General features: G+C 35.3%; 6 protein-coding genes. 2 read left to right on the top strand and 4 right to left on the bottom strand.

All coding sequences use genetic code 11. From position 1 onward, the window contains the following. Positions 1-71: 71 nt before the first annotated feature. Positions 72-2474: a T9SS type A sorting domain-containing protein gene (locus CW752_RS08705; protein WP_101239338.1), complete on the bottom strand. Its 2403-nt coding sequence runs from the start codon at positions 2472-2474 to the stop codon at positions 72-74. Positions 2475-2721: 247 nt separating this feature from the next. Next, entirely contained in the window at positions 2722-3624 is a 903-nt protein-coding gene (locus CW752_RS08710) for a hypothetical protein (protein WP_133121672.1), read from the bottom strand. A 1027-nt stretch (positions 3625-4651) separates the two neighbouring features. On the opposite strand from CW752_RS08710, the gene CW752_RS08715 reads away from it, so the two are divergent. Continuing rightward, entirely contained in the window at positions 4652-5935 is a 1284-nt protein-coding gene (locus tag CW752_RS08715; protein ID WP_101239340.1) for an ectonucleotide pyrophosphatase/phosphodiesterase, read from the top strand. Between the two features lie 76 nt (positions 5936-6011). Here the strand turns inward: CW752_RS08715 and CW752_RS08720 are convergent, their stop codons facing one another. After that, on the bottom strand, positions 6012-6890 hold the full coding sequence (locus tag CW752_RS08720; protein WP_101239341.1) for an NAD(P)H-binding protein: 879 nt from the start codon (positions 6888-6890) through the stop codon (positions 6012-6014). Between the two features lie 153 nt (positions 6891-7043). On the opposite strand from CW752_RS08720, the gene CW752_RS08725 reads away from it, so the two are divergent. Next, positions 7044-7457, top strand: a complete 414-nt coding sequence (locus tag CW752_RS08725; protein ID WP_101239342.1) for a winged helix-turn-helix transcriptional regulator — start codon at positions 7044-7046, stop codon at positions 7455-7457. Positions 7458-7590: 133 nt separating this feature from the next. Here the strand turns inward: CW752_RS08725 and CW752_RS08730 are convergent. Beyond that, the coding region (locus CW752_RS08730) for an NAD(P)-dependent alcohol dehydrogenase (protein WP_133121673.1) at positions 7591-8245 on the bottom strand (655 nt) is incomplete at its 5' end.

Here is an 8245-nt window from a genome sequence, read left to right on the forward strand (position 1 = left end):
AAATAAAAATGGCCGGAATTTCCGGCCATTTCAAATTCTCATTTAAAGAATTTAATAAAGGGATGATTTAATTAATTTTTTAAAAATTTATAATCATGTTTTCCATTAGCATCTTCTATCGACATGATATAAATTCCTTGAGCTAATGTTGATACATCTACTGTAGTGTCTTCTGAAGCTGTACCACTGGTAATAGGTCTTCCCCCTGTATTAAAAATTTGATAAGATCCTTTTCCTTTCAATCCTGAGATTTTAATATAATTACTGGCTGGATTCGGAAAAAGTTTTACTTTATCTTCTTGTTTTTTATCTACAGTAAGAGTTGTCGTATTTTTTTCCAGATTGGATACTTTACTACTTTTGTTTGCTGATTTATTGAATGAATTACCATCATCACTTAACCATGCAATTGCATTGGCATATACTGCACTATTGTAAACAGGTGTATCCTGATAATACATTTTTGGCATAGGTCTTCCTATTGCATCAAATCCTGAAGGAAAACGAGTGTAATCAGTATTACCTTGGATTCCGGAAGCGAAACCTCCATCTCCCCAGAAGAATAATTTATATTTTTTGTGAGCGAAACCTACAATTCCACCTGGTGATGTAGCAAAGATATCAATATCATTATTACTGATGGCACCGGTAAATCCGGTAGTGTCAGCAGCATCATCTCCTACAAATTTTCCTCTTATATCTCCAAATGGCCCGTTTAATACAGGGTGATCTACATCAAGAAGTCTTTTAAGAGCAAAAGTTTGTGAGTATTGTACACTTACATTACCAAAAAGTAAATTTAAAAATTTCTGAGGTGCCATACCTGCTTGTCCCAGTACTATAGCTCTACCTCCTCCATCTAAATAATTGTATAAAGCAAATGCATCAGCATCAGTTAAAGTATAAGGCCAGGTAAGTACTACCATATAAGGTTTATAGCTTTCTATTAAATCGGCTAATTTATTATTGGCAACACCTGCATAATAGATCGAAAATTTATCTGTATTAACAGTACCATTTGGGCCAAAGTTACTTGGTGATAATAAAATATTCGTTGCAGCTCCTGAATAACTATTATTAGGAACATATGGATCTCCTCCTAAAGAAAGAACAATTCTATTCTGCGAAGAGTTACTATCGGTTACTTTTACATTAAACGTACATGTTTTAGAACCTAATGTTACGGTAAATGAAGCGGTACCGGCACTACTAGGTGTTCCTGTAATTTTAAGTGTAATGCTTCCATTACCATTATTTAATTTTCCTGCATCAGCTGTAGCGGTTAACCCTGTGACTCCTGTTGATGGAATTGACATCGCCTTATAAGAACTGCCATTACCTCCTTGATAATTGATAACTTTAGTTCCGTTTGCAGGAGTATTTTTCTTATAAGTTCCGGTTAATGCCCCTCCTCCGCAATCTAGATTGGTAACAACAGCTAAACTACTATCTACATTGATTGTAAATGTACAGTTCTTATCACCTATTCTTGCTACAAAGGTTGCAGTACCTGCACTGGCTGGTACTCCTAAAATCTGATAGGTTACACTGCCATTACCCGCATTTAAAACTCCGGCAGGCAGTACAGCAGTTAAACCGGTTACTCCTGTAGATTCGACTATTTGTGCAGCATATGGTTTTCCATTACCAGATATATAATCTACTGTCTTTGTTCCATTGCTGTTGCTTCCTGCAGCAAATGTGCCTGTTGCCTCTGATGCCCCACAGTTTAAAGCAAGAACTCTTCCGGCTGCATCGTTAACATCTACGGAAAATGCACAATTTTGGCCGCCAAAAACTACGGTGAAATAGGCTTTCCCTGCGCTGGCCGGTATTCCGGTAATTTGATAAGTCAGTTTTCCCTGTACTGTGTTACCCGAATTTAATGTTCCGGAATTGAGTACGGCGGTTAATCCCGTTACTCCAGTTGAAATAATTTTTTGAGGGAAATAAGGAAGCCCGTTACCTCCTGTATACAATACGTCTTTGCTTCCTACACTTGGGGTATTTGCTGAAAAATATCCGGTAGCGTTTATAGAAGAGCAATCTAAAGATGCCACTTTTGCATCACTTACAGCTTCTTTTACAGTTACCTGAAACTGAAGTGCCTGGTTATTGATGACCGTAAAAAAATAAGCCGTACCTACTCCTGAAGCATATCCGCTTATATTGAACGTAATGTTCCCTCCACTTCCGGCTTGAGCTGTAGCAGTTAAGCCTGTTATACCTTGAGATGCTATATTTAATGCAGGGTAGGCTCCTCCTGAAAAGGGAACAACTAAAGTTCCTGAAGAGTATACATATGCATAATATTCTGAGTCAAAAAATCTAATGCTTGAAGCAGAAACAGCAAAGGGACTAGTAAGTTTGTTGATACTTAATTTGGGAATATCCATCTCTTTATCAACATGAGCATAGCTGGCGGACACCATCGATTGTATTGATGCCGCGAGCAAAATAATAATCTTTTTCATGATTTAAAATTTTAAATTAAAATTGCATAATGGTGTATTTCTATACAGTTTATTCATCTAGGTTTCTAGGATAATCAGACAAAAAGGAGAACTTCAATGTATACTTTGTGTTATTTTATCAAATGAGTTGTTATCCTTTTTGAAATTATACTGATGATCAGTGTAATTTTAATCTATTATCCTACTTCCTTAGTATTGATCCTTTACAGATTAAAAATGATTGCATTTTTTATTTTTACAAAAGCGTTTAGTTATTTTGATTAGGAACAATTATTTTAGCAACACACGTTGAGTTTAATACAGTTATATTAAAAACTGCATATCCTTGTGAAGAAGCTACTCCACTAATTGTAAAATCAAGAGGGCTATTATTGTCAAGTACCGCAGGAAGAGATTCGGCAGTTAGGCCTGTAACTTGTGTAGATGTAAATGTTTGTCCGCCAGGGTAATTGGTGTTGTTTCCATTGATATATGGAATCCTTAATTGTCCGGTAGATACACCTCCTATAGAAGTTATTCCAAAAAATTGTGCCTGATCACATTTAAATGCAAAGTTATTGCCTGAACTCACCTGTACCTGGAAAGTACATGATGTTCCTCCTAAGTTGATGGTGAAATTGGCAATACCTGTTCCGCTTGGCACACCGGATATTGCAAGTGTAATAGAACCATTGCCATTAGCCAGTGTACCGGCTGGTGCTGTAGCAGTGAGCCCTGTAATTCCTGTAGAAGTAATACTGATTGGTCCATACGATTGTCCTTGTCCTCCTGTATAGTTAATAACTTTACTTCCAGAGCTGCTAACACCCACAGTAAAAGTTCCTGTCAAAGTTCCGTTACAATCTAGTTGAAAGGCCGGAGCAGGTGTGTCATTCAAACAGTTAGACCAGCCTGTGGGTCTATAGAATCTGATACAACGTAAGGTAGAATCATACATTACGGTTCCTTCTGCTATATTGCCACCCATTGGATTGATGAGGTTTTTAGGATCAGCATTAGTCGGAAGAACTAATCCTTTGTTGTTGGTGGTTGGGGAGTTAATGTCTAACGCTCCTCGAGGAGAGGTCGTGCTCATTCCTATTTGGGAATATGCAGATAGGCTTAATGTGACGAGTAAGATACCCATCATTTTCGAGGTTAAGTTTTTCATTTGTGCTGTTTTTAGATTTGTTGATTTTTGTTGATTTTTAAATAGTTTTTCCTGATCTAGGTTGTGTCTGCCTTTAAATATTTAGGCAAAGCCAAGTTGATGAGCAAAATGTTCATTGTTTTTGGATTTACGTTTTTCATTGTTTTATTTTTTATTAAACTGTTGTCTGTGTTATGATAAGATTCGTTTGTTCCAATCCCTATCTGATTACTTTGTTTCAGTCTGATAAACTGTAAGTTGTATGAGGTTACATTCTTGTATTAGGATTTGTTTTCCCAAGAACATATGGACATGTTTAGTACGATGAGTAAAATGCCCACCATGATTAATTCAAATCTTCATCTGTATTATTATAGATGATTAAGTCTTTGTCGTGAAAAGATATCTGAAATTAGGTTGTATTTGCCCGAGAATATATAGGCATGCTTGATACGATGAGTAAAATACTCATCATGATTGAGTTTAAATTTTTCATCTGTGTTATTTTTAGATTATGTTGATTTTTGTTGTGGAACGTACTTGGCTTAGGTTATGTTTGTCCGAAAATGGAGAGGCATGTTAGATATAATGAGTAAAAGACTCATTATTTTTGAGGTAAATTCTTTCATTTGTGTTGTTTTTAAGTTATTGCTTTTGTGTGTGTTTTTTTCATCATCTCAAATTTTTTTTTCGCGGGTAATTTCGAAAAATATTTGAGTTTTTTATGGGGAAATTTGTTTGTTTTTCTTCTAATGGAAACAGTTGTTTCGTTTCACATTATCGTGAATTACAATACTAATTTATAGATTATTTTTTATATATCCAAATATTTTTTTGAAAGTAAAGATTTGAATGATCATGTTGAAAATGCAATAAACTAAGATTTGCATAAGAAATTAAATTTATATTAGAAATGAGTAGAATTTTTTATTCCTAAAATTGAATTTATATTTATAATCTATATATGTAAAATATTTTAATTTTTTTAACTTATAAAACTTTCCTGTAAGCAGTACAGATACTAACTTTGTCAAAATTTTTAAAATAAATGAAGCGAGGAATATATTTTCTACTATTGCTTATATCCTTTACGGCTTTTGCTCAGCAACCTAATATTGATACCGCTCAGGTAGTTGTTTCGGGTAGGCAAAACAGTGTTGAAGCTCAAGCAAAACCTTATGTGATTATGATTTCAACGGATGGTTTTCGGTATGATTATGCCGGGAAATATAATGCAGAAAATCTTTTGAAACTATCTAGTGAAGGCATGAGGGCTGAAGCCATGATTCCGAGTTATCCAAGCATAACATTTCCTAATCACTGGAGCTTAATTACCGGGCTTTATCCTTCTCATCATGGTTTAATAGACAATTTTTTCTACGACTACAAGAGAAAAGAAACGTATGCCATGAGTAATAAAAAAAATGCTGAAGACGGAAGCTGGTATGGAGGAACTCCGCTTTGGGGATTAGCCGAAAAACAAGGTATGGTTTCAGCTTCTTTAATGTGGGTAGGTTCTGCTAGTGATGCGGGAGGTATGAGACCTTCTTATTATTATCCATATCATGAAAAATTTACTCCTACTGAAAAAGTAGAGAAGGTGGTAGATTGGTTGAAATTACCTGAAGATAAAAGACCACACTTTATATCATTATATTTCCCTGAAGTAGATGGAAGCGGCCATCATTACGGGCCGGATACCAAAGAAACCGAAGATGCTGTTCATTTGATTGATCATGCCATTGGAGATTTGGTACAAAAAGTAAATGGGCTAGGTTTAAAAAATGTCAACTTTGTTTTTGTTTCAGACCATGGAATGATAAAAGTAGATGGAGGAACTCCATTGGAAATTCCCGCGCTTCTTTTCGATAAAAACAGATTTGATTTTTATAATTCTCAAACATTGCTAAGAGTAGTTGTCAAAAATCCGGATGAGGTAAAAGCTGTTTATAAAGAATTAAAAGCCCATAAAACAGATGATTATGAAGTGTATTTGGACAAAAAACTGCCTAAATATCTGCACTTTGCCACGAGAGACGATAAATACAACAGAATAGGACAGATTCTTTTACTTCCGAAAGCTCCAAAAATATTTTTAGAAAAAGGAAAGAAAACATCTGTCGGAAAACATGGTTACAACCCTAGACTAGTACCGGAAATGAAAGCAACTTTCTATGCCTGGGGTCCTGAATTTAAAAACAATAAGGTCATCGGAGAGTTTTCGAACGTGAATGTATATCCTCTTGTTGCAAAAATTTTAGGATTGAAAATTGATCAACCTATTGACGGAAAATTAAAAGTTTTAAAGAAAATACTAAAAGAAGAAAAGTAATATAGATTAAGATCAATATTTCATAAAAAAGTTTCGGCGCACCAAAGGTGCGCCGAAACTTTTTTATGAAGAGCAATTAGAATGCTGCAGAAAATTCTTTGGCAAAATCCTCCAGTTTAATGTTTCCTGTAACAGGAGACCCGTGGTCAATAAAATCTTTTTGTACTGCTCCTGTTTTCATTCCTCGCCCCATTTCTACATAGAGCTCGGCCATATCCTGAGGAAGGCCGGCTTGTAACATTCCTTGTAATGCATCTTCATCGGAGAACTCTACCCAAGGCAATTCCGGTTGTTTTATTGCTGTTCCTAATATTTTTGCAAAATCAGAGGCATTTCGGATATCACTAACGATATATTTTACGCTTTTACCACTTTCGTTTTTTACGAGTTCTTCAGCTACTGCTTTAGCTATATCGATAGGATGTACTAATGGAATATTAGTATTCTCAGAATAATTTCCACCGATAATCCCTGCATTTTGGATTAATGGAATATCATTGTAAAAATTAGTATAAAAATAACCTGCTCTTAAAAAAGTAAATGATGTGTTGACGACATTTTTATAGAGGTTTTCAATGTGGTGAAGCCCTTTAATGGGACCGTTTTCTACAGAAGAACCTGCTCCTACACTGCTTAGCATTACTGCTCTTTTTATTTGAGTTTTTTCTAATGCCTCAGCATAATTTTTCCCGGCATTAATGGTACTTTCTACAATACCGGTTTCCGTCATAGCCGGAGGAGTCATAACAAATACGGCATCTGCTCCCGCAAATGTTTTGGTTAAAAAATCAACATCAGTGATTGATCCGATGGCAGGGCTGGCTCCTAATGATTCAATATCCTGCTTTCTTGCCTCGTTACTGCTTATTACAGTAATTTGATGTCCTTCTGTTACTAATTGTTGTGTTAATGGTTTAGCAACATTTCCTAGTGATCCTGTGATTACAATTTTCATATATAAATTTTTATTGTTTTTGGATTATATGCAATCGCTGAATATGAATGAGTGAGAATTGAGATTCCATAATAAATATTTTTTTATTTCTGATAACAAAGTTATATTTGTACTTACTTTTATACAAGTACTTACCCTAAAGTATGTGATATTATGACGGCAATCAAAGAAAGTTCAACCATTCAGGAAAATAAAAAAGTATTACAGGATTGTCCTGTGATGTATGTGATGGAAAGAATCGGTGGTTTCTGGAAACCAATCATTCTATTCAACCTATCCTCGGGAGAGAAAAGGTACAGCGAATTGAAAAGAGCAATTCCTGCAGTGACAGAAAAAATGTTGATTCAGCATTTAAAACAATTAGAAGCAGATGGGTTAATTATCAGAACTGCAAAGCCGGTGGTTCCTCCTCATGTGACCTATCGATTGAGTGAAGCAGGAAGTGAACTTGGTTCAGTCATTGATGCAATGGCAGCATGGGCGTTCCAGGATATGGAAAGAAATGATATACAATGTAACAGTAGATATGATGTCGGTAGTTATGATAATGTAATAAAAAGTCAATGATTCAATTGGCTTTATCTAAAACTTAGAAACAACATTTTTTTGACTAAGATTTCAATACAATAATCAACACATTTTTGGCAAATTAAAAAAGACCATCTCATTGAGACAGTCTTTTTTATATTATAAGTAAGCATTATAAGGTCTGCATATCAATCACAAAGCGATATCTTACATCACTTTTCAACATTCTTTCATATGCTTCATTAATTTCCTCCATTTTAATCATTTCAATTTCTGAAACAATATTGTGTTCTCCACAGAAATCCAATAATTCCTGAGTTTCTGCAATACCTCCGATAACAGAGCCTGCCACAGATTTTCTTCCCAAAATTAGAGGAACAGTGTTTAGAATTGGTTCCAAACCTCCTAAATAGCCAACAAGAACATGCGTTCCACTGATGTTTAAAGTAGTCACATATGGGTTAACATCATGGATATAAGGAACAGTATCGATAATCACATCAAATTTTCCTTTTACGGATTTCATTTGTTCCTCATCTGTAGAGATAATCACATGATCAGCGCCCAGTTGTTTAGCATCCTCAGTTTTTCCGGGAGTTCTGGAAAATAAAGTTACTTCTGCTCCCAGTCCTTTAGCTAATTTAATAGCCATGTGTCCTAATCCTCCTAATCCTACAACAGCCACCTTAGAGTTAGGGCCTACCTTCCAGTGTCTCAAAGGAGACCATGTTGTAATTCCTGCACACAAAAGAGGAGCTACAGCTGCAGGATCAAGATTTTCAGGAACCTTTAATACATGATGGGAATCTACCACTACTTTTTGAGAA

Source organism: Chryseobacterium sp. PMSZPI (genome assembly GCF_002835665.1).
Lineage (GTDB): Bacteria > Bacteroidota > Bacteroidia > Flavobacteriales > Weeksellaceae > Chryseobacterium.

Bases quoted from the DNA above. Each gene is read 5' to 3' on its own strand.
- CW752_RS08705 (WP_101239338.1), bottom strand. From the start codon at position 2,474: ATGAAAAAGATTATTATTTTGCTCGCGGCATCAATACAATCGATGGTG.
- CW752_RS08710 (WP_133121672.1), bottom strand. From the start codon at position 3,624: ATGAAAAACTTAACCTCGAAAATGATGGGTATCTTACTCGTCACATTA.
- CW752_RS08715 (WP_101239340.1), top strand. From the start codon at position 4,652: ATGAAGCGAGGAATATATTTTCTACTATTGCTTATATCCTTTACGGCT.
- CW752_RS08720 (WP_101239341.1), bottom strand. From the start codon at position 6,890: ATGAAAATTGTAATCACAGGATCACTAGGAAATGTTGCTAAACCATTA.
- CW752_RS08725 (WP_101239342.1), top strand. From the start codon at position 7,044: ATGACGGCAATCAAAGAAAGTTCAACCATTCAGGAAAATAAAAAAGTA.